We start from the raw sequence: 19,354 nt of genomic DNA on the forward strand, positions 1-19,354 counted from the left end.
CTTATTTTGATTTAAAACGCTATAGCGCCAAGAATGTATCTCGTCAGTACGATCACGCTGGGAGCAAAAAGCACCATGATTATTCCTGAAATAATCATGGAAAGGCTGGCAATGACGCCGTCTAATTCATGACGCTGTCTTGCCCGAGCAATACCCATAGCATGTGCAGCATTACCCAGTGCAGTACCTGAAGCAATTCTGTTCTTGCACCGCATCCATAACAACAGCACATCTCCCAACAACATACCTACCAAACCTGTAATCACAGTAAAGAGTGGAATCAAGCTGATGGATCCCCCCACTTTTTCGGTGAGCACCAAAGCAAAAGGAATCGAAATGGAACGCGCCAACAAGCTATTTTTAACGATGTCATCAAAGTCCAATAGACTCGCCAAAAACCAACTGCTGAAAATACCCACCAACATGGCGAGGCTGGAGCTGAACAGCAACACTTTAAAATGTTGCTGAACCATACGGCGATAACGAAAAACAGGAATAGCAAAAGCCACCGTAATTGGACCAAGCATCGCCACCAAGTACTGGGTATAGTGGTAATAGTCTTGGAACTGGTGCTGAAATATTAGAATCAGTACGATGCTCAAGATGGGCACAACAATAATCGGGGACAAATAGATTTTTTGGGTTCGAACAAAGAGCCTCTTTGCCATGACATAGCACAGCACGGTCCAAGCCAAGTAAAAAACACCCCAAAACTCAGTCATCTTGATTTTCCTGCATCGTCTGTTCTGGTTTTGAGTCGTCTTGCTTTAAGCACATAGCGACGGTATATACCGAAACCAGCATGACCAAAGCGGTACTGATCAAAATCACCAGTAGAATTTTCCAACCACTGGCGATCAATAAATCCTGATACTGAATCACACCGACCACAGGTGGAATGAAAAATAGCAACAGTTCAGCCAATAATAGATCTGCACCGCGTTCAATGTGGGCTAATTTCAACCACTTCATTTCGAGTAAGAACAACAGTAGAAAGAAGCCCAACACACCCGACGCAACAGGCAGATTCAACAGCTTTTGCAAGACATAAGCACCGCTCCAAACGGCCAAAATAGCCATGATTTGGTAGCTCGCGGTTTTTAGCGTCTTCAACTGAGTTTGGACATCCAACATCATCCGATGTCCGCATAAGCCCGTTGTTTAAATGGCTGAATGGAGACACGTTTATAAGTTTCCAAAAAGGATTCTTGCTCCAAACGCAAATCCAAATAAGTATTTAAAATTTCTTCGAGCACATCTGGAATATCTTCTGCGGGAAATGAGGGGCCTAAAATATCACCAATGGATGCATCATGATCTGAGTTACCCCCTAAGCTAATTTGGTAATATTCAGCGCCTTTTTTATCGACGCCCAAAATACCAATATTGCCAACATGGTGATGCCCACATGCATTCATACAGCCTGAAATATTCAGATCGACCTTACCTAAATGATATAAAGCATCCAAATCATCAAAACGGCGAGCAATCGCTTCATACACTGGAATAGATTTGGCATTTGCCAAAGAGCAAAAGTCGCCACCCGGACAGCAAATCATGTCGGTCAGGAAGCCAATATGTGCACGAGCCAAATTGCCACGATCCAAGACTTGCCACAGTTCAAACAGATCCTTTTGGCGTACGTCAGTTAAGGCAATATTTTGCTCATGCGTGGTTCGCAGCTCACCAAAAGTATATTGGTCAGCCAAATCTGCAATTAAGCGCATTTCATCGGAAGTCATATCCCCTGGCGCCACACCTGCCCGTTTCAAGCTGATCGTAACAATGCGGTAGCCCGCGACTTTATGTGCATGGGTATTGATATTGAACCAGTGTTTAAACTTCGGATACTGCTGGAACAAAGCCTCAAAATCGTATTGTTCTAAAGGTTCATAGGTAAATGGCTGAAACACCGCATCCATTTTCGCCAAGACACTGGGCTGAACCTTGAGTAGTGTTTGAGTATGTGCAAACTCGGCTTCAACTTTTTCAGCAAAACCTGCTGGGGTCAGGGCTTTCACTAAAATTTTAATACGTGCTTTGTATTTATTATCACGGCGGCCATGCAGGTTATAGACACGCATGATGGCATCTAAATAAGCAATTAAATCTTCACGGGCTAAAAATGGCTTAATCACATGTCCCGCTAAAGGTGTACGTCCAAGCCCACCACCGACTTTAATTTGATAGCCCAACTCCCCTGCTTCATTCTCAACCACATAGACGCCCACATCATGAAAGGTCGTAGCAGCACGGTCTTGCTCAGGGTGTGCACAAACCGCAATTTTAAATTTGCGCGGAAGAAATGAAAACTCAGGATGGAAAGTACTCCACTGGCGAATCAATTCGCAGGTCGGGCGCGGATCTGTGAGCTCCCCTTCAACGACACCTGCATATTGGTCTGTGGTGGTGTTTCGAATACAGTTGCCACTGGTCTGAATAGAATGCATGTGTACCGTAGCAAGTTCCTGCAAAATATCAGGCACATCTTCAAGCTGCGGCCAATTCAGTTGAATATTTTGACGCGTTGAAATATGTGCATAGCCACGATCATACTTCTGTGCAACCTCGGCCACCTTCCGCAGTTGTGCTGAGTTCATTAAGCCATAAGGCACTGCCAAACGTAGCATGGGGGCATAACGCTGAACATATAAACCATTTTGTAAACGTAATGGGCGGTATTCTTCTTCGGTCAGTTTCCCCGCTAAATAACGCTGGGTTTGATCACGAAATTGCGCGACACGTTCATTTAATAAATTTTGATCAAAGTCTGTATATAAAAACATCTGAGTGACCTATGTCTATGCATAAAGATGAAAAGGAGCAGTGTTCGAGGGCGTATCAAAACTATCAATTAGGCTAAAAAAGTTGCCTGATTGCGTGACACACCATGTTGTAAACAGGTCTGCATATACTCGGCATAGACCGACAATTTTTCATAGATATGCTCGGCATAAAACATATCTTCGATCAATTGAGTCGCTTGCTGTAGGCTATAACTGCCGTAGCTCAACAATAATTCTGCATTCAGCGTGGCAAATTTTTCACATAAAGCAACATACTGTTCATCTTTGTTTTTAAAGAATAATTTACGCATATTCCAGTCACGACTGTCGATAATGCTATCTTGCGGATGGATGCGAATATAGTAAATTTTTACTTTAAAAAACTGCTCAAGTTCCGCTATTTTTTGCGTATTGAGTGCCAGTGCAGTCACCAAGAAAATCTGTGAAACATCGGTTCGACAGAGTGCTTTGATCAATGAACTATAGAAAAAATCGACATCGTCTAAACTGGTATCACTTAAATCTAAATAAAGATTCAGTGCCTCAAGCACATCATCTATTTTTAAGTTTTGTCTTTGCTCAGCTTGATAGTAACGGTTGAGGATATTAAGAACAGATGGTGTGGCTGGGCTGTTATAAATCACAGGGTGATTTAGATTCGCCAAGATAAAAGGTGCAAATAAAAACGCTGCGCTAGCTTGTTCTGCTTGAATAGCGGACTGCACAATATACTGAACTTTTGAACTTGCAAAATCACGTAAAACTTTGGCACGTAGCAATGTTGCTTCTAAGTTTAGATATTGCTGAGCCAGCACATGCTGTAGTTTTTCTGAAAATCCCTGTCCTTCAATCAGTTCAGACATTGTATTCAGTTGCTGTGTTACAAACATTAGGCCACCATCAAGATTGTGATTCTTTCTTGAAACAAATTTTCATCCGATTTGATGGAAGTAAGTAGCTACAGTAAGGCGGTAAAAAACTATAACAGAATTTTATTGATGTCTTTTTCTGGTTTTATTCTTCAGTTTCCAAACGCACCATAAAAACAATTCAGTTTAGAATCCCTCTGATGATGCGGTCTAATTTTAACGACTCTTTTATCTAAATATAGTCTACTACAGTATGTGCACATCCAAATCAAGGCGCTTGGTCGTATGAATCCAAAATTTAGCAGTTATACACTGTTACAGTGTCTTGCTCTTGCAGATGATTAAGGCTTGAGTAGCCATTCAACAGAACGATCAAATAGCTTTAAACCATCATTAGACAACAGAGTAAATGTATCATTATGCAGGAAAAACATGAGTCTTTTGGCTGGCGCTAAAGATTCATAATCCATGGTTGCGCCTTTTTCATAGCCCCAAATAGCAACTTTTTCAGGTTCACCATAAACGGTTGCAATAATCGTTGCGCCTAAACCAGGTTTCCCCCAATTCATGCTTTCTTGTTTGCTATATACATTTGCTGTACCTGCGGGGAGTTGAGCGGATAACTCATGTGGTGCATTGACCAGCCATAAATAGCGTGTTTTTTCTACCTCACCAAAATCCGTTCCTGTTCTATTCCCAGTCATTGCAAGGTCATCAACATAATCACTTTCCCATGTCATCAAGGGTATAGACAGATACCGCCAACCAGATTTTAAATTTTTTGAACCTACAGTTGAGGATAAAATCACTAAATCTGTATTTTTAATTTGTTTAGGATCTTGGCTCTGATCAAGAATCTGTACTTGATAACCCTCTGCTTGTAAGTGCGACTGAATTGCTAAATCGGTTTTATAAGAAGGTCCATTCACTTGAGAAATGAGTGTGATATGCGGTGCATTGGGCTTTGCTTGCGTACACAGGGATATCAGCAAACATACTGCACCAATAACTGATGCACACATAAAACGTACTTTTTGCATTTTAGAACCTAAAAAATAGAAAAGAATGATCTAGAAAGACACATCAAATTAAATAGCCCTACAACGTTGATAGCAGACAATTGATTTCATGTTAGATCACGTCGCAATTTGCGATTTAGAAGATAGCATATATTTTTGAAATTAAGCTGCTATGGGGTAAATGAGCTGACACGACCCGATTACTATACCCATATGTAAAGTACATTTAAGCTGTATTCGTCATATAGATGAGACACTTCTTCCTATCCTACTTATTGTTTTGAACGCCTAAAAAATAAAAAATAACGTCATCTCCCAACACATTCTAGTCCAATCATCTATATGTTTGAATCAGGAAGGAACATCGAAATGAAGTCAAAGCACCATAAAATTGTCTTATCCATCAGTACATTGGCAATCTCGATTGCCACCAGCTTCAGCAATGCAGCAGAGACCAGCTATAAAGCCAGCAGCGTGAATCAGCCGATTAAAATCGTGAATATTGCGTCTTTAGAAGCGCAAGCCAAAGCGCAAATGCAATCGGGTGCTTTTGGTTATATTCGTGGCGGTGCAGAAGATGAAAATAACTTACGAAGTAACACTTCTGCTTTTGACAAAAAATATATCATGCCACGTATTATGCAAGGCATTGAACTAAAAGATATTAACCTCAATACCAAGTTCTTGGGCATTGACTTAAAAACCCCGATTATTCAAGCTCCTATGGCTGCTCAGGGTTTGGCCAATGTCGATGGTGAGCTTTCAACTGCCAAAGGTATGGCAAAAGCAGGTTCTATTTTTTCACTCAGCACCTATGGCAATAAAACCATTGAAGAAGTGGCTCAAGTTTCAGGAAAAAACCCTTTCTTCTTTCAGCTTTACATGAGTAAAAATGACAAGTTCAATGAGTTTACCTTGAAGCGTGCCAAAGAGCATGGCGCTAAAGCCATCATTTTAACAGTGGACTCACCTGTCGGTGGCTACCGTGAGGATGACATTAAAAACAACTTCCAGTTTCCCTTGGGCTTTGCAAATTTAGAACTGTTTGCTCAACAAAATAAAGATGGCTCGAAGACAGGTAAAGGGGCTGGTATTAGCGAAATTTATGCCCAAGCCAAACAAGCCTTCACCCCGTCAGATATTCAATATGTAAAAAAATTGACCGGTCTGCCTGTGATTGTCAAAGGGATTCAATCGCCTGAGGATGCTGACATGGCCATTCGTGCGGGTGCCGATGCCATTTGGGTATCTAACCACGGCGGTCGTCAGTTAGATAGTGGTCCATCCTCTTTTGATGTGTTGCCGGGCATTGCCAAAGTCGTCAATAAGCGTGTTCCTATTGTTTTTGACAGTGGTGTCCGTCGTGGTTCACATGTGTTTAAAGCCTTAGCCAGCGGTGCTGATGTGGTTGCCATTGGTCGCCCAATTCTCTACGGTCTACAACTGGGAGGTGCTGAAGGCGTCAACTCAGTGATGGAACAGTTCAATAAAGAACTCCGCATTAACATGATGCTCGGTGGTGCCAAAGACATTGAAGCGGTGAAAAAAACCAAGCTCTATACAGACAAAGATTTTGAATAAACACTGACGGTTTTATACCCAAGTGTTGGCAACCCTGCTGACTGCTTGGGTAAATGCTTATGTGATAAGTCTTGAAATAAACTATTTCACTCAATTTCGAGTTAAACAATGAATGGACATCAACGCCTAGTAGCCGTGCATGCCTTGGCAACTCAAGAAATTCGTCGATTTCTGCGAATATGGCCGCAAAGCTTATTCGCTCCTGCACTGACGCTGACTTTATATTTATTCATTTTTCATAATTTGGCTACACCACTCGCCAATAGCGCAGATCAAGCTAACTCTCTGCACTTTATTGTGCCGGGGTTAATTCTGATGGGGGTCATCACCAGTAGTTATGACAATGTCAGCCTTAGCTTCTTTAGGGCTAAATTTAGGAAAACCTTAGAAGAACTACTAACCAGCCCCATGTCTAATCATCTAATTGTGCATGGTTATTTGATGGGCAGTTTAATGCGGGCTTTTATGGTCGCAATGATAAGTAGTCTCATGGCATGGGCGCTTACAGATCTAAGCCTAATGCACCCCATACTCCTATTTATGATCCTTTTCATTACGGCAGTATTCTTTTCACTGTGTGGCTTAATCAGTAACTTTCTGATTGATGACTTTGACCAACTGGCAGTCATTCCAAACTTTATCCTCTTGCCTTTACTTTTCTCATCGGGGATTTTTTATGATATTGATGCGCTGTCTCCCCATTGGCAGATGATCCATGCGTTCAATCCAATAACGTATCTGGTTGATTGCATTCGTTATAGCTTCATTGCGGGTGTCAGGCCCAATATTCCTTTAATTATGTCGGCTTATGGGGTCAGTATCATGGCTTTATATCGGCTCGCCGATTCTTTATTGACTAAAATGCGGGATGTATAAAACACTGATCTGATTAATGTCTTGATCAGTGGTCTATTTTTTAGAGACAGCATCAAATATTTGCAGGCTCAAAAACATTCAATAAAATCTGACTCAGCCAACTTTGGGGTGAAGTCGTTTGATGCGAGGCCAAAGTATAAAGATTGACAGTATAATCGGGGACCTTAATCGGCAAGTCAAAAACATCAATCTCATGTATCGTTCTGAATTGTTCAACAGCTTTACTAGGTAAGGTCATGATGAGAGTGCTAGACTCCAAAATATAAGGTGCAACCATCATATTTGGTAGTTCCAGCGCAATTTGTCGTGTAATACCCATGGTTTTTAAGACCCGATCGACAATTCCATGATGTTCCCCCCATGCACTCACACGAATATGTTTTGCCTCCACATAGTCCTCAAGTCGCATCGTGCTGTACAATCGCTTAGGCGCAACAACAACATAACGATCTGAAAAACAGAGCTGCTCTACTATTGCCGAATGATTCATTTCACCTTGCTCGGAATAGCCAATAACTGCATCCACATGCCCTAAGACTAAACTTTGAAACAGCGCCTCTTGCTGTTCAAACATAATTCTTATTTTGATATTGGGAGCAATCACACTCAGTCTTTTCATGAGAGAAGGCAGAACACAAAAAGCCGTATAGTCTGTTGTGCCAATCACAAATTCCATCATACTTGAAAGGGGATCAAATGGTTCGACTTGAAATAATTGCTGAGAGATGAGCGCTAAGCTTTCAAAAATGGAGGGCGCTATTTCCTCTGCTTTTTTGGTTGGCAACATTTCCCCTTTCATGCGTACAAACAAAGGATCCTCCATCACATCTCGCAATCTATTCAGTGCATGGCTAAAGGCAGAAGCACTGATATAAATAGACTCAGCGGCCTTAGCTACACTTTTATGCTGATACAAAGCGCGAAAAACCAAGAGTAAATTGAGATCAAAAGCATGAGGTATAGAGTGCATATTATTCATTTTTCAATGCAATAAAATGCAGTATATACACTTAATTTATGCTTTAGAATATTTTCAAAATTATCCGAGTTTTTCTTATGCAAGAAATTATTCGTTCTGTTCAACTCACTGATGTTGCACGTTGTTTCGAAATTGAGTCTGCAGCATATTCAGCAGATGAGGCGGCAAGCCAAGCAAAAATTCAAATTCGAGCCGAACAATATCCCGAAGGTTTCATTGTTTTAGAAGTGGAACGTCATGTTATCGGTTTCATTAATAGTGGCTGTGCAGATAAAGTCGTAATGTCTGATGAACACTTTAAAGAATTAAAAGGCCATACACCCTCTGGCACGAACCTTGTCATCATGTCTGTCGTTGTTGACCCTGTATTTCAAGGACGAGGTTATTCGGCAAAACTCATGACCGCTTTTATTGAGAAAGCAAAAAGCCTGAACAAAGCTGCAATCTATTTGATGTGTAAAGAACAGTATCTCAAATTGTATGAGAAATTTGGTTTTCAACTCCTGCAAAAATCAGATTCGACTCATGGAGGAATGCAATGGTATGAGATGAAGTTAGAGCTTGCTTGACATGAACCCAGTTCGGTTCATTCGTCTTGCCAACATCTTGATTAGCGTGCTGGTTTTTGTTGTCATTTTTACACCAAACGTCAAATCATATTTGTGGGGGGCCATTGTATTGACTCTATGTCTGATCTGCTATTCCTACCAACGTTCAGCAGAAGGTCTGTGGGTAGGAGTCTGCTTGTTATTAATTGCGATCAGCTTTTATTAGGTGAATGCTAGATCAAGCAATATATTTAAATCAGATAAAACTGATGCTTTTGTGTGATACAGCGCTGTCCTTCATTTAAGACTGAAAAGGCACGTCTAATGTCGCTTTGATACGCTCTAACACAACAGTGGTTTTAAACCACTGTACATTCGCATTTTGATGAAAAAGCTGATCACATAAGGCTTGAAAGCGACTCATACTCGGCACCAAAAGTACCAACATAAAGTCCGCCTCACCTGTTACGTAATAACACTGCTGTACTTCTGGTATTGAAAAACTCGCTTTTAACACGTCAAGATCTGTCACATGAGTTTGGTTAACACGAACCTCGACAAAAATCGTAACCACCTGCCCCAGTTTGTCTGGATCCAGTACTGCGTTATTACCAATAATATAACCACTGTCTCTTAATTTTTGAATGCGACGCTGTACTGAGGCGGTTGATAAATGCACCAAGTCTGCCAATTCTCGTAGTGGCGTGAGGCAATCTTTTTGCAAATGCTGCAATAAAGCGAAATCAAATTTATCTAATTGCATCAAGCGCATTCCACGAGAAAATTTCTCATTTAAGCTAAACAATATAAGCCAATTTATCAATAAGACTGCAATAAAATATCACTTATTCATGCGTTTTAAGACCCGTTTTATGCCTCAGCATCCCAATACAACACTTGGCATTAGTTTAAATGTCACGGCCTCAGTGCTATTTGCATTAATGTTTGCCTATACTTCACTATTGGGCTCTTTGTCAGGCACAGAAATTTACGGCTGGCGCATTGTATTGAGCATTCCCTGTTTGACACTTTTTATATGGCTAAAAGGCAATTGGTCTCAGGTGATTGTGATTTATCGCCGTTTCTACCAAGAGCGCTTTTTCGTTTTAACACGCGTGTTATCTTCGTTTTTAATTGGGATTCAGTTGTGGCTGTTTATGTGGGCACCCAGTCATGGCTATGGACTGGATGTTTCACTCGGTTATTTTATGATGCCAATTAGCATGGTGATTGTGGGTCGGATTGCGTTTAAAGAGCGAATGTCTCGTTTTCAACAACTGTCCTGTGTTTTTGCAGTACTGGGGATATTGAATCTCTTAGCCATTTCTCAAACCCTGACTTGGCCCACTCTGCTGATTTGCTTGGGTTATCCGATCTATTTTTGGCTCAGACAAAAAACGGAGACGAATAATATAGGCGGACTTTGGTTTGACATGATGCTGAGTGTTCCTGTCTGTCTATACTTTATTATGCAAGGCAGTATTGTCACAGAAAGCCTATCTGCAAGTTCACATACGCTGTGGCTCATTTCAGGACTTGGATTAATCAGTGCACTGGCTTTGGCATTTCAGTCCTTGTCTGCCCCGCATTTAAACTTAAGTCTGTTTGGACTGTTGGTTTATGTCGAACCCGTATTGTTAGTGGCCGTTTCAATCGCCTTAGGAGAAAGTATTACTTTGGCAGAATGGCCAACCTATATCGCCATTTGGCTCGCAGTATGTGTGCTTATGTTAGAAGGGTTACAGCAATTAAAACGAAACCGTAAGTTAGTGGTCTAAATCATTTATTCCATTGTTGTCCTAAACAGCTTTAATTTAGCTGTTTAGAGGGCAATGGGACTACAACTAAATTGAACTGATCACCCTGATATAAAATACTTTTAACTCGATGGATTATGTACTGACAACTCAGACTCAAGCGAGATACATGAAATCAAAGTGAAGCATTTAAAAGGTGATGTTGTCTCACAATACTATTCAATAAGCTGGAAAAGTTGATTGCAGGTTGGCTACGCAGATCTGCTTTAAACGCAATACCGAGTCCAATGGTTGCGGTTTTATTTTTTAGATATTTATATTTAATCCCTTCAATTTTGAGCTGTTGGGTGGACTCAGGCACCAAAGAAATCCCTAAGTTCGCCGCAACCAACGATAAAATTGAAACAATCTGAGGCGCTTGCTGTCCAACTTTTGGGGTAAAACCATGCTGTTGGCAAGTATTTAGAATCGCAGCATACAGCCCAGCACTCACCTCAGGAGGAGAAACAATAAAACATTCATGTGCAAATTCTGCAAAATCCACCATCTCTTCATCTGCGGGATAATGTAAAGGCAAAGCAGCAATCAACTTTTCATCAATCAAGTTACGAATCGTAATAGCTTTCGGGTACTGTGCAGGTGGCCGAACAATCGCAATGTCTAATTCATTATTCAGTAAACTTTCAATTAAAATCAAAGAATTGGCTTCTTTTAACACCAAATTAACCTGCGGATATCGCTGCTGGAATGCTTGGATGGCGGTCGGAATTAAAGAATTTAAAATTGAGGTGCCTGTAAAGCCGAGCCTTAGTTCTCCCCATTCACCATTTGCCGTACTTTGGGTCAATTTCACTGCATTTTTCAGTTGATTCTGAATGGGCAAGACCATTTTAAGAAAAGTTTCCCCTGCTGGTGTCAGTGCAACGCCATGAGAATAACGATAAAAAAGTTCAACGCCGATTTCATTTTCCAACTTTTTAATTTGCATACTCAACGGAGGCTGACTTATACCAAGACGCAAGGCTGCTTTAGAGAAACTTTGCTCTTCCGCGATAGCAATAAAGTACTGAATATTGCGCAGTTCCATATATAAAAGCTATACCATTATTGAGTTATATATATATTATACATATATACATGCACTTCTTAAAATAAAAGCTCTTCTCCATATTAAGTCAGTTAAGTCATGAAACTGAGCTCTTCGATAGAAGCAGACTGGTCTACCTTTCAGCAATCCATTCCACAAACGATCAACAAAGGTACACGGGAATATAAAAAAGCGGGTATGGCGTTGTTCCTATTAGGCTTTGCCAGTTTTTCGCTAATCTATTGCGTACAGCCCTTGCTACCCAATTTAAGTCAAAGTTTCCATATTGCGCCCAGTGCAAGTGCGCTTGCATTGTCTTTAACCACAGGCTTTTTAGCCATGTCGATCGTGCTATCCAGTGCTTTTTCACAAACATTGGGCAGAAAAGGGCTGATGTTTTTCTCGATGCTTTTGGCTTCAATACTTAATGTCGTGTGCGCAGTTTCACCGAGCTGGCATGTACTCATGCTTTCAAGAAGCTTAGAAGGTTTTGTTTTGGGTGGAGTTCCTGCTGTTGCTATGGCTTGGATTGCAGAAGAAATTAGCCCGAAAGATTTAGCTAAAACCATGGGGCTATATATTGCAGGCACAGCATTTGGCGGCATGATGGGACGTGTTGGCATGGGTATTTTGACCGAGTTTTTCTCATGGCGTATTTCCATGGCGATTCTCGGCGGCATCTGTCTGTTCTGTGCATTAGGTTTTTTGAAACTCTTACCTAATTCGCGAAATTTCACTGCCCAGCAAGGTCTCTCTTTTAAGTTCCATCTACATACATGGTATGCACACTTAAGTCATACACGGCTGTTAAAAATTTATGTCATCGGTTTTTTGCTCACCAGTATCTTTGTCACTTTGTTTAATTATGTGACCTTTAGACTGTTTGCAGCACCCTATCATTTAAGCCAAACTCAGATCAGCCTGATCTTTTTATCTTATAGTTTGGGTATTATCTCCTCTTCTATCGCAGGCAATATCGCAGACCGAGTAGGCAAAAAGCAGGTGATGATTTTGGGCTTTTCATGCATGCTTTTAGGCGTGCTACTCACCCTTTCTGCATCTTTATTTCTGATTATTCTTGGTATTGGCTGTGTGACCACTGGCTTTTTCATTGCCCATGCCATTGCCAGCAGTCGCGTAGGCGAACTCGCAACATCCAATAAAGGCCACGCCACCTCCTTGTATCTGCTTTTTTATTATTTAGGTTCAAGCATTATAGGCGCCTATGGCGGAAATATTTGGCAAAGCTATGGCTGGAATGGCATCGTTATCTTAAATATTTTTCTGATCCTAATTGCACTCATCGTTATTTTTTCAATAAAACCACTCCATTCATCCACCCCAACACCTTAGGAATTTCGACCTCATGCAACAACACTTATTTGTCTACGGTACCTTAGCTCCCAATAAACCCAATGCCCATATTTTAGAAGCGATTGGCGGTACATGGCACAAAGGATCTGTGAAGGGATGGCTTAAAGAAGCTGGTTGGGGTGCAGAACTTGGCTTTCCTGGCCTGACACTGAGTCCAGATGGGCAAACTATTAATGGATATATTTTTAGTTCAGAACAATTAGATAGCCTGTGGAACAGCTTGGATGAGTTCGAAGGCAGTGAATATCAGCGTGTTTTAACTGAGGTCACTTTAGAGAATGGGCAAATACAACAGGCCTATGTCTATGCACTAAATCAGCACGTATAAGTCGTATTTTTATGTAGCGAAGTCTCAAAAATTAAATGAAATCGAATACGGATGATTGCTCATTTAAGCTGATGTTTGAATGGCCTCAAAGTCAGTTACATACCGACTGACTTTGAGGCATTAAACCAGCTTTACTCTTTATAATGTTGTGTACTGTAGTGCTCAACAGGTAAGCGTGTTAACACCTTTTGTCCTTTCGCACCTGGCATGCTTTCGACATACTGTAAGAAAGCTTCAGCATAATCTAAACCCACATCAATCCGACGATCACCCGTGATACCTTTTAAACTGGTATAAAAGTCTTGACCATCGGCAAGGAAATTAATGGTAATCACTTGATAAGTTTGGTTTACATTTAAAGGCAAATACTGTCCATCAGCATTTCGCACTTGTAAATTCGATACCCGTTGGCCTTTGGTTTGGGTTAAATCGACATCCCACGTTAAGCCCCCTGTATAGGGATAACTGCCAGTGTTGTTCAAAACCACGGCATCAATCGCGTCTTCTAAAGTTGATTTAATTTCCTGCCCCGTGGCTTGTAATTGCACCAATGTATTTTTAAAAGGCAAGACCGTATAAATTTTCTCAACCGTGATATCGCCTTGTGGTACATCGACTCTGACCCCGCCACCGTTTTGAATCGAAATATCCGCATTAAAATACTTTTTGCCTTGTTGTAAAAAGGCTTCTGCCACCAATTGTTGCACATCTCCACCATGTTGATTGGTGAAATCAGCTTTATTGCAAATATCTCCTAGACTTGAACGTGAGGCATCTCTAGTGGTGCCTGGAACACGACGTAAGCAAAGATTGCTTTCAGCTCTTGCTACAATTTCTTTGCCTAATAAATTTTTAGCCACTTTATACGGTTCTAAAATACTTAAAGCCGTCGCATCAGGCTGTACAATTTGTAAAGCATTGCTATTTTCAACATCTTGCCTAATATGCGCGATTTCAGTTGTATTCAGTAGGACTGCATCTTTTGCAGTACGTTTAAAGTCATCACCAATCAATACATTGGCCTTACCTGTACAAGCATCAACTTTACCATTGGCGTCAAAGTTGACTTTTAACTGCCCCACCACATACGCATATTGCCATGCTTGTACTACGCAAACTTGATCACCCTCTTTATTTTTCAATAAAGTTGGATAATCACCCTCAGGGGTGATGCCATAGTTCTTCAACTTTGCATCGGCCAATAAAGTATGCGAATCTCCGCCCACAATCACATCAACTCCAGATAACTGTGTAGCCAGTTCTTTTTCCGCCCCATAACCCAAATGCGACTGTACAATAATTTTATTGATGCCTTGCTGTTTTAGTTCATCAATATATTTCTGTGCAGTAGTAACTTCATCTTTAAATACTGTATCTGTATTTGGGCGTGATGCATTTTTGGTCTTATTGGCAATGGTAAGGCCAATCAATGCAATTTTTTGCCCTTCTTTTTCCATAATGGTATACGGCTTCACCAAATCTGTTCGATACAACGGTGAACTTGGCCCAAACTCGACATTGGCACTGAGTATCTGAGTTTTAGTCTTACAACTGCCTTTATCGTTTAAAAAACCCATAAACTTTTGTAGACCAGCATCTGTATTATCAAATTCATGGTTGCCCAAGGTCATCGTATCGAAACATACCGTATTCATAAGGTCTGCCTCGGCCTCACCTTCTTTCAAGGTAAAATACAGATCCCCCGTTATGGCATCTCCTGCGTGAATTTTGATTGCATTTTTCTCACGACTCGCCAAATCATTCATCAATGCTGTGACTCGTGCAAAACCACCATTCGAGACTTGGATTTCCTCTCGCTTTCCTGCCGAAGTTTCTAACATTAATTTTACCGTCTCCTCATCTAAGTGTGAGTGGCTATCATTAATGTGAAGAAGATTGACTTCGAGTGCTTTATTCTGCACGTCAGGTGCAGTATTGTTTTTATTATCGTCGTCATTACATCCAACAAGTACGCTGCTACACAATAAAAAACCACCACTCAAACTTAACAGCTTAATGGCTCTATTTCGAAGAATCACGGTTGTCCCCAATGCTTATTTATTAAACAACCATCATGCAAGGGCACCGTTTAAAATTCGTGACACTGGTGAAATATTCTTAACATTATTTACATTGTTTTGATAATTAAACAGTTTTTTTATAACTTATACCAACATGGTTTTACCAAACGATTAAATATAATTCAGTTTCTGCATTATTATGTAATATAAATTATAGTAATCAACGCTATATTTCCCTATATTAGTCACATAACTATTGATAATCATTGTAGTCTCGTGGAGACAGTACACCATGAAACTTTTCAAATATTCTTTCGCAATTCTTGCCGTCATTTCTGTTTCGGCGTATACCATGAGTGATCGTCAATCCTCACAATTTCAAGTCAAAATGCAAGTTACAGAAATTTGCGATATTGGAACAGGCAGTACTTCAGATATTGATTTTGGAACAGTGACTCGTAATGCACAGAATGTGCAAGTGACAGGAAGTTTAAATGTTTATTGTACCAATGGAACACCCTATAACATTGCGTTAAACAGCAATGGCAGTTTAAAGCATAGTAATGATATTTCTATACAAATTCCTTATCAGCTATACCAAGATGCTGCCATGAGTAAAGAATGGGGCAATATTGCAGACAATCGTTTGTCTCAACAAGGTACTGGGCAAACGCAAAATATTACCATTTGGGGAAAAGTTCCCAATGCTAATGTCCCTGCAGGACAATATAGTGACAAAGTGACCGCAACCATTACCTATTAAGCTTAAAAGGAATAATGAGCAACTTAGTAAGTTAAAGTGACTGTGATTGTGTCGGAGTATTGTCCAACACTTGTGATTGTTTGAGCTGGAACAGCTGCATACACAGGAACACTCTGGTTATCTACAGGATAAAAAACATTCGCCTGCCATATTTGTGAACGACTAACATCTTTATATAAATTGTACTGAATATAACTTCCCACTGCATTTCTCATTCGTCTTTGGCTTCCTTGCGCATTTACGCCATTATCCAAACTAACTTGCATACTGGTTCCTGTTGGACAAGCCAAACGAATAAGTCCTGAACCAAATAATGGGGTGTTTAATTGCTCAACAGCTCCAAAGTCAATATCCGTAGCCGATTGGATTAAACAACTATTTTCATAATTGGAGTTAACGATGAGGTTATTATTTCCTGTATTTGAATTTGCAAAAACCTCTTCATTGCTAGGTATTGCAGAACCATAACGAAAAGCAGAATAAAGTTTCAGATTTACACTATTTGTGGTGTAACTTCTCGCAGGAACCACTTGCCCAGCGAGCACTTGTCCATATATTTTAATTTGAGTACTTGCATTCGCCTGCCCAGCCTCGACTTGAAAAGTCTGGCACTGCACCTGACTTTTACGGTCTGAACCTGGAATTTTGTACGTTCGCGCAGCATCATAGTACAAATGATAATTGAGCAGTGTTTCAGGATTATAGCTAATCATACTACGAGGATCATTCCCCGAAGGAGATGTACTATCAATTGCTAAACACATTTTATATGTGACCGGCTGACTCCAATTAGAGTTACAGCTAACCGTGACGTCCGTTGAAGCAGTAGAAGAACCTTGAGCATTTGCAGTACCTAAACTGAGAGTTGCCCCCCCAATCCAGCAGCTTTCTGCATGCGCAGGCGAATAGATCAGCCCACAGCTAAGGAGCAACAAGCCAATACAAGCCAAATACTGGCTAGAATAGTTCATTTTAAACCAGTGACTGTAGTTTACTGACATACGATTTGCCCCAAATCACTATAACCATTTAAAGTTTCAAGATCTGGCAACTTTACTCTGCACTGCTTGAGCTGATCACCTATATATAGGGTATTATTTTTTACATTATCCAAATACACCATACCATCATGCGCCACAATAGTCGTCGGTTGAAGTTGCTCATTTGGTTTTTCTTGCCAGACAGAAGTTCCTACCGAAAGGTTATTTCCTTGCAAATCGACCACTTGAAGTTGTACTGATTTGACCTGATACATCGGGAACCGAATAAATACCCCACTCGACTGCCGAGGAACTGCATCCTGCTGGGTCGTTTCAATTTTTAAATTGATCGGTAAATCCAAAGTATCTACAGCCACACTGTTATGTTGATACGGATTTAAATAATCAAGTAGTAAATAACCTTTCCGATTTGTTTTGCCAATTAAACGATTTTCTAAACGTACAGGTACATCTGCAACTTGATCTGTTGAAACAACTGCAAATGAACCATTGCCCAGACGTTTAGCTAATACTGTATCTTTTAAAATCACCAACCCACCACTCACAGAAGCATAAGCACTGGTATTATTTTGTTGATCAGATTCGGTATGTTGCACATTAAATTGTGCCAAACCATAACGTCCTAAATAATCCAACTGCCCCTGAAATTGTGAATATTGCTCAGTATGGTTGGCTAAAGCTTGCCAACCTAAACCACCTTGGTCTTGATCCACAGAATGTAAAACATTCAGACTCATTTGGTTTTGGTCATTGCTACGCTGAGCGGTAAGTGTCGCAGAATTACGCTTTGCCCATGGTAAATTTAAAGATAGATAATAACTATTCTCTTTATTTAACAAGTCACGGCTATAACTCAAATTCAAGTTCATTCGTCGCGGTAAAATATAAGACCAGTTGAGCAAGACAAAACGATTACTCGCTTGATCTATGTATTCCTGCTGAATATAGCTACCGCCAAATTGTCCAAATTTAGTATTTAGTCCCATATAAAATTGATCAGACTGGCTTGCAAATGTTGCATCGTTTAAGCTTGCAATATCATTAAACTGTCCGAACTGACGTAGGCCATTATAGTTTAGACTGAGCAATGCGGAGTTCCAGCTATAGCCAAAACCCAACAATTGACCTTGTTGCTCGGATGTATGGCTATAAGCATAGGAAACATTGATTTGCCCTGCGCGCTTGCCTAATTGATAAACTGTTCCTAAACCTGCTTGTTGCAATTGTTCCGTAAGCTCGGCATGCGTTTCTACTGTGAAAGTATTACTTAGCCCATAACGATAATTTCCACTAAAAGCGGGATCATTCGCATAATCAAAAGAAGATAGACCATAATTAAGCTTAGGATAACCCAAGTTCAAAGACCAATCATTTAGTCCCTGTGCCAATAAATGATTGGCACGATACAAAGAAAAACTTTGAACTTGCTGCTGACCATTGATGTCGGTAATGACCATCTGGGCATTTCCAGCCCCCGTAATACTCGGGATGGTTTGGATATCAAATTGCCCCGGTACCACATTTTGTGAAGATTGCTTGATCCCATTAATAATCAGATCAATTTGAGAGGGCAAAGTCACCTGCCCCTTAAAACTCATTAAGGGCGTGGTTACCGTATAAGGCTGTAATGCAAAGTTTTTAGATATGCTCAAACCGCTCAAACGCGTTGAACGTGTCCATGTAAGCGCATCACTTTGAGCATCACCTAAACGCAATCGAAGCAATTGATTTGGAAAATCTTTTTCCCAATACGTATCAAGTATTTGACCATCAGTCGCGACATGATCTCGATACTGATAATTTCCTGACAGACTTAAAACGCCATTAAATAAGCCAAAATAGCGTAGCTCATTCCAACCATTAAATGAAAAAACATCATCATTTTGTTGGGCAAATGCCGTGTAGTTAAGTAACAGCCCCTTTTTTTCTTGTAATGGGTTAATACTGGCGGCAGGTAAAGCTTGATAACCATATTGGTTTTGTCCGCTTAACAACTCGACAGGTACTTGTATTGATATTTTCTGATTCAAATTATCATACTGATAGCTCAATCCATTAATTTGATCAAGCGCAATATAAGTAGCTTGATCTATGAGCATTTGCGGAGCATCCGCATGAATGGCAAAACTATCTAAAGATGCACGGTCTATATAAAGCTGTTGACCTCGTTGCAGGAAATGACCAATTTGTGGCTGAACAGACTGATTAAGTTCGACATCCAAGTATAAGTCTTGCTGGATTTCACTTGCTTGCTCTGGGGAGTCCGACTCTGCAAAAACGTGAGGAGCAATAACAATAATTAGCCCTGCACAGAGTAAACGACCGACTCGAACGTTCAATGAAGAAACTCCCAAAGACATAAGAT

18 protein-coding genes are annotated in these 19,354 nt (G+C 40.5%); 7 read left to right on the forward strand and 11 right to left on the reverse strand.

The annotated features are described in order from the left end of the window. Nucleotides 1–11 precede the first annotated feature (11 nt). The 5 genes from DPG01_RS00160 to DPG01_RS00180 all read right to left on the reverse strand — a co-directional run bounded on the left by DPG01_RS00160 (nt 12) and on the right by DPG01_RS00180 (nt 4,695). Nucleotides 12–722: an LrgB family protein gene (locus tag DPG01_RS00160; protein WP_110973790.1), complete on the reverse strand. Its 711-nt coding sequence runs from the start codon at nt 720–722 to the stop codon at nt 12–14. Further along, nucleotides 715–1,134, reverse strand: coding sequence for a CidA/LrgA family protein (locus tag DPG01_RS00165; protein WP_087528196.1), 420 nt, complete (start codon nt 1,132–1,134; stop codon nt 715–717). Before DPG01_RS00165 ends, DPG01_RS00160 begins: the two co-directional genes overlap by 8 nt. Further along, nucleotides 1,134–2,786, reverse strand: coding sequence for a nitrite/sulfite reductase (locus DPG01_RS00170; protein ID WP_110973791.1), 1,653 nt, complete (start codon nt 2,784–2,786; stop codon nt 1,134–1,136). The genes DPG01_RS00165 and DPG01_RS00170 overlap by 1 nt, the downstream gene beginning before the upstream one ends. 68 nt (nt 2,787–2,854) lie before the next feature. Then, nucleotides 2,855–3,676, reverse strand: a complete 822-nt coding sequence (locus DPG01_RS00175) for a hypothetical protein (RefSeq protein WP_110973792.1) — start codon at nt 3,674–3,676, stop codon at nt 2,855–2,857. A gap of 320 nt (nt 3,677–3,996) precedes the next feature. Next, nucleotides 3,997–4,695, reverse strand: a complete 699-nt coding sequence (locus DPG01_RS00180; protein WP_110973793.1) for a hypothetical protein — start codon at nt 4,693–4,695, stop codon at nt 3,997–3,999. Nucleotides 4,696–5,043: 348 nt separating this feature from the next. Here DPG01_RS00180 and DPG01_RS00185 point away from each other — a divergent pair, with 348 nt between their 5' ends. Then, nucleotides 5,044–6,255: a lactate oxidase gene (locus DPG01_RS00185; protein WP_110973794.1), complete on the forward strand. Its 1,212-nt coding sequence runs from the start codon at nt 5,044–5,046 to the stop codon at nt 6,253–6,255. 108 nt (nt 6,256–6,363) lie between these two features. Further along, complete coding sequence (locus tag DPG01_RS00190; protein WP_110973795.1) at nt 6,364–7,131, forward strand: ABC transporter permease; 768 nt, start codon at nt 6,364–6,366, stop codon at nt 7,129–7,131. A 52-nt stretch (nt 7,132–7,183) separates the two neighbouring features. Here DPG01_RS00190 and DPG01_RS00195 read toward each other — a convergent pair whose 3' ends face one another. Beyond that, nucleotides 7,184–8,110 (reverse strand): LysR family transcriptional regulator, encoded by a 927-nt coding sequence (locus DPG01_RS00195; RefSeq protein ID WP_171327314.1) that lies wholly within the window; start codon nt 8,108–8,110, stop codon nt 7,184–7,186. A 77-nt stretch (nt 8,111–8,187) separates the two neighbouring features. Here DPG01_RS00195 and DPG01_RS00200 point away from each other — a divergent pair, with 77 nt between their 5' ends. After that, on the forward strand, nt 8,188–8,679 hold the full coding sequence (locus DPG01_RS00200) for a GNAT family N-acetyltransferase (RefSeq protein WP_110973797.1): 492 nt from the start codon (nt 8,188–8,190) through the stop codon (nt 8,677–8,679). A gap of 280 nt (nt 8,680–8,959) precedes the next feature. On the opposite strand, the gene DPG01_RS00210 is transcribed toward DPG01_RS00200, so the two are convergent. Beyond that, nucleotides 8,960–9,421, reverse strand: a complete 462-nt coding sequence (locus DPG01_RS00210) for an Lrp/AsnC family transcriptional regulator (protein ID WP_086208898.1) — start codon at nt 9,419–9,421, stop codon at nt 8,960–8,962. Nucleotides 9,422–9,530: 109 nt separating this feature from the next. On the opposite strand from DPG01_RS00210, the gene rarD reads away from it, so the two are divergent. Continuing rightward, nucleotides 9,531–10,436 (forward strand): EamA family transporter RarD, encoded by a 906-nt coding sequence (rarD, locus tag DPG01_RS00215; protein ID WP_110973799.1) that lies wholly within the window; start codon nt 9,531–9,533, stop codon nt 10,434–10,436. Between the two features lie 154 nt (nt 10,437–10,590). Here rarD and DPG01_RS00220 read toward each other — a convergent pair whose 3' ends face one another. Beyond that, the gene (locus DPG01_RS00220; RefSeq protein WP_110973800.1) at nt 10,591–11,502 is read right to left on the reverse strand and encodes a LysR family transcriptional regulator; all 912 of its coding nucleotides are present in this window, start codon (nt 11,500–11,502) and stop codon (nt 10,591–10,593) included. Between the two features lie 99 nt (nt 11,503–11,601). Between DPG01_RS00220 and DPG01_RS00225 the strand changes: the two genes are divergently transcribed. Both DPG01_RS00225 and DPG01_RS00230 read left to right on the forward strand, forming a co-directional pair. Beyond that, nucleotides 11,602–12,855: an MFS transporter gene (locus DPG01_RS00225; protein ID WP_110973801.1), complete on the forward strand. Its 1,254-nt coding sequence runs from the start codon at nt 11,602–11,604 to the stop codon at nt 12,853–12,855. Nucleotides 12,856–12,868: 13 nt separating this feature from the next. Continuing rightward, a complete protein-coding gene (locus DPG01_RS00230; protein WP_086208687.1) occupies nt 12,869–13,204 on the forward strand; it encodes a gamma-glutamylcyclotransferase family protein in 336 nt (111 codons plus the stop codon). 131 nt (nt 13,205–13,335) lie between these two features. Here the strand turns inward: DPG01_RS00230 and DPG01_RS00235 are convergent, their stop codons facing one another. Further along, the gene (locus DPG01_RS00235; protein ID WP_416346125.1) at nt 13,336–15,222 is read right to left on the reverse strand and encodes a bifunctional metallophosphatase/5'-nucleotidase; all 1,887 of its coding nucleotides are present in this window, start codon (nt 15,220–15,222) and stop codon (nt 13,336–13,338) included. Nucleotides 15,223–15,517: 295 nt separating this feature from the next. Between DPG01_RS00235 and DPG01_RS00240 the strand changes: the two genes are divergently transcribed. Continuing rightward, nucleotides 15,518–15,988: a spore coat U domain-containing protein gene (locus tag DPG01_RS00240; protein ID WP_110973803.1), complete on the forward strand. Its 471-nt coding sequence runs from the start codon at nt 15,518–15,520 to the stop codon at nt 15,986–15,988. Nucleotides 15,989–16,011: 23 nt separating this feature from the next. Here DPG01_RS00240 and DPG01_RS00245 read toward each other — a convergent pair whose 3' ends face one another. Next, nucleotides 16,012–16,989, reverse strand: a complete 978-nt coding sequence (locus DPG01_RS00245; RefSeq protein WP_110973804.1) for a spore coat U domain-containing protein — start codon at nt 16,987–16,989, stop codon at nt 16,012–16,014. After that, on the reverse strand, nt 16,980–19,328 hold the full coding sequence (locus DPG01_RS00250) for a fimbria/pilus outer membrane usher protein (protein WP_162622311.1): 2,349 nt from the start codon (nt 19,326–19,328) through the stop codon (nt 16,980–16,982). Before DPG01_RS00250 ends, DPG01_RS00245 begins: the two co-directional genes overlap by 10 nt. Between the last annotated feature and the right edge of the window lie 26 nt (nt 19,329–19,354).

This window comes from Acinetobacter sp. WCHAc060042 (assembly GCF_003231195.1).
Lineage (GTDB): Bacteria > Pseudomonadota > Gammaproteobacteria > Pseudomonadales > Moraxellaceae > Acinetobacter.